At 69.0% G+C, this 3,262-nt stretch carries 3 protein-coding genes; all 3 read right to left on the bottom strand.

The features are described 5' to 3' along the window. Positions 1-38: 38 nt before the first annotated feature. Positions 39-1,727, bottom strand: coding sequence for an MDR family MFS transporter (locus ACWF9G_RS34220; protein WP_379309257.1), 1,689 nt, complete (start codon positions 1,725-1,727; stop codon positions 39-41). Beyond that, positions 1,724-2,221, bottom strand: a complete 498-nt coding sequence (locus ACWF9G_RS34215) for a MarR family winged helix-turn-helix transcriptional regulator (protein ID WP_379309258.1) — start codon at positions 2,219-2,221, stop codon at positions 1,724-1,726. The genes ACWF9G_RS34220 and ACWF9G_RS34215 overlap by 4 nt, the downstream gene beginning before the upstream one ends. Before the next feature lie 90 nt (positions 2,222-2,311). Further along, complete coding sequence (locus ACWF9G_RS34210) at positions 2,312-3,133, bottom strand: crotonase/enoyl-CoA hydratase family protein (protein WP_452506153.1); 822 nt, start codon at positions 3,131-3,133, stop codon at positions 2,312-2,314. Positions 3,134-3,262: the final 129 nt, after the last annotated feature.

Genomic DNA, 3,262 nt, shown 5'->3' with positions numbered 1-3,262 from the left:
TCGTCGCACTGCCGCCACTGTCGTTGCCGCGCACCCGATCAGGCAGGGGGCACGGAGGCCCCTTCCGCCGCCTTCGCATCGCCCGCCGCCTGGATTCCGCCCTGCATCCGCAGCGGAACCTCCTTCCAGAACAGCACAAGGAGCAGCGCGAGCAGCGCCACCGCGGTGGCGACCAGGAACACCGTCGACATCGAGTCGGCGAAACCGACCTGGAACGGCTTGGCCAGCACCGGATCCAGCTGCTGGATGATCGAGCTGTCCTGCAGGACAGCACCGGCGGCCGACGTGTCGCGCGCCAGCAGCCCCTCGGCCAGGGCAGCGTCGGCCGGGTTCGCGCTCTGCGCACCGGCGACAACGGCCTGCTGATAGGCGGGATCGGCGGCCGACTGCTGCAGCTGCTCGGTGATGTTCGGGGTGAGCAGCGAGAACAGGATCGACAGGAAGACCGCGGCGCCGAGGGTGCCGCCGATCTGCCGGAAGAAGGTGGCCGACGCGGTCGACACGCCCATGTCCTTGGGCGGCAGCGCGTTCTGCAGCGCCAGCGTCAGCGGCTGCATCAGGTTGCCGAGGCCGAAGCCGGTCAGCGCCATGAAGATCATCGCCAGCCACAGCGGGCTGTCGGCGTCGAGCAGGTGCAGCAGGAAAAGCCCGAGGGTCAGCGTGGCCGCGCCGATCACCGGATACACCCGGTAGCGGCCGGTTTTCGAGATCAACCGGCCCGACACGATCGAACCGATCATCAGCCCGAGCACCATCGGCAGCATCTGCAGACCGGCCTCGGTGGGGCCTGCGCCCCGCACGACCTGCAGGTACTGCGGCAGCAGCAGCATGCCGCCGAACATCGCGGCGCCGACGACGAACGAGATCACCACGCCGAGCGCGAACGTCCCGTTCGAGAAGATGCGCAGCGGGATCAGCGCGGCGTCGCCCATGTACTTCTCGACCGCGACGAAGCCGGCGAGGCCGAGCGCGCCGATGACATAACAGAGCACCGATCCGGTACTGCTCCACCCCCATTCACGCCCCTGCTCGGCGACGATCAGCAGCGGAACCAACCCGACCGCGAGGACGAGCGCGCCGGCGAAGTCGATGCGATGGGTGGCGTGCGGCTTGCGCGGCAGGTCCAGCACCCTGGTCACCACGACCAGCGCGAGCAGGCCGAGCGGCACGTTCACCAGGAACACCCAGCGCCAGCCGGTGATGCCGAGAATGGTGTCCTGCCCGGCGAGCAGACCGCCGAGCACCGGCCCGAGCACGCTCGAAATACCGAACACGGCAAGGAAATAGCCCTGGTAGCGGGCGCGTTCCCGCGGGCCGATGATGTCGCCCATGATGGCAAGCGCCAGCGACATCAACCCGCCCGCGCCCAGCCCCTGGAACGCGCGGAAGGCCGCCAGCTGGTACATCGAGGTGGCCAGCGTGCACAGCAGCGAGCCGATGATGAACAGCCCGATCGCGGTGAGGAAGAACGGCTTGCGGCCGAACATGTCCGAGAGCTTGCCGTAGAGCGGGGTGCTGATCGTGGCGGTGATGAGGTAGGCCGTCGTCGCCCAGGCCTGCAGCGAATAGCCGTGCAGGTCGTCGGCGATGGTGCGGATGGAGGTCGACACGATCGTCTGATCGAGCGAGGCCAGCAGCATGCCGAGCATGAGGCCGGACAGGATGGTCAGGATCTGGCGGTGGGTGAAACCGGCGGGTGATTCCACCTGGTCCGCGGTTGTCGTCACGAATCGTTCTCCATCGCGGTAGTGCTCAGTGCGGGCGAGCGGGACAGCAGGGTCGGGCGGGCCGCGTCGTAGTCGTCGACGAACCGCGCCAGCAGCGCGGCGAAGGTCGCGCGGTCGGCGTCCGACCAGTTCTCGGTGACGATGGCGACGGACTCCCGGCGGCGGGTCCTGATCCGCTCGGCGGTCTCGCGGCCGTAGTCGGTCACCTGGAGGACGGTGGCGCGGCCGTCGTCGGGATCGGCGGCGCGCACCACCAGTCCCCGCTCGACCAGCTGCGCGACCTGCCTGCTCACCGTCGACGCGTCCGAGTGCACCGCGTCGGCGAGGGCGCCCGAGCGCATCGGCCCGTCGCAGACCAGCCGGAACAGCACGACGAAGCCCGCCGGGTCGATGCCGGAGCGGTCCTTGATCTGGGCCAGCGACCGGTCGCGCAGGCGGTGCAGCCGGACGAGCTGGAGCGCGATCGAGTCGATCGCGGGCTCGTTCTCAGTCACTAGGATTCACCTTTACTTGCATCAATCAATTAGTTGTGTGATGCAAGTATGTAGACAGAACGGTCGCCGGGGCAACCGTTTGAACTGCCTTTACTCGCCCTTGAACTCCGGAGCGCGCTTCTGGAACACCGCGGTGATCGCCTCGGTCAGGTCCTTCGACGGCAGGAACGCCGCGTTCCACGTCGACACGTAGCGCAGACCGTCGGCTACCGCCGGGGCGGTCCGGTGCTCGAGCACGTCCTTGATGCCCTGCACCACCAGCGGCGGGTTGTCGGCGATCTCGCGGGCCATCGCGTGCGCGGCGGCGACCACGGCCTCCTGATCGGCGAACACCTCGTTGACCAGGCCCATCCGCTCGGCGCGGGCCGCGTCGATGTCCTTGGCGGTGAAGGCCAGCTCGCGCAGGTTGCCCTCGCCGATGATGCCGGGAAGGCGCTGCAGCGAACCGATGTCGGCGACGATCGCCACCTTCGCCTCACGCAGGCTGAACTGGGCGTCCTCGCTGGCCAGGCGGATATCGGCGGCGGCGATCAGGTCGAGGCCACCACCGATGCACCAGCCCGAGACCGCGGCGATCACCGGCTTGGTGCACTCGGCGACCGCGGTCACCGAGTCCTGCATGCCGCGGACGACCTTGAGGAACTCGGTGCGCGGCGCGGCTTTCGCGTCGTCGGCCAGCACGGGGGCGAGCATGCCGCCCATCGCCGCCAGGTCGAGCCCGAACGAGAAGTGCTTGCCCGCGCCGGTGAGCACCACCGCGCGCACCTGCGGGTCGGCGTCGAGCTCGCGGAAGATCTCCGGCAGCTCGCGCCAGAAATCGGGTCCCATCGCATTGCCCTTACCCGGCCCGGTCAGCGTGACCTGGGCAACGTGGTCGGCGATCTCGACGGTGAAGGCCTGCCAATCAGTCATGCGCTGATTATTGCCCGACGGCCAACAACACCAGCCCCGCACCCCCGACCTCGAGGAGGGGCCGCCGCGTCAGCGGCGGTTCGCGGCCGTCCCGTCGGTCAGGTGCCGTTGCGTAGGCGACGAAGGAGC

Source organism: Nocardia sp. NPDC055029 (genome assembly GCF_053608525.1).
The sequence above is the reverse complement of the archived record's forward strand: the minus strand, read 5'-3'. Positions and strand labels throughout refer to the sequence as shown.

Coding starts and splice junctions, on each gene's coding strand:
- ACWF9G_RS34210 (WP_452506153.1), bottom strand. CDS start 3,133: ATGACTGATTGGCAGGCCTTCACCGTCGAGATCGCCGACCACGTTGCC.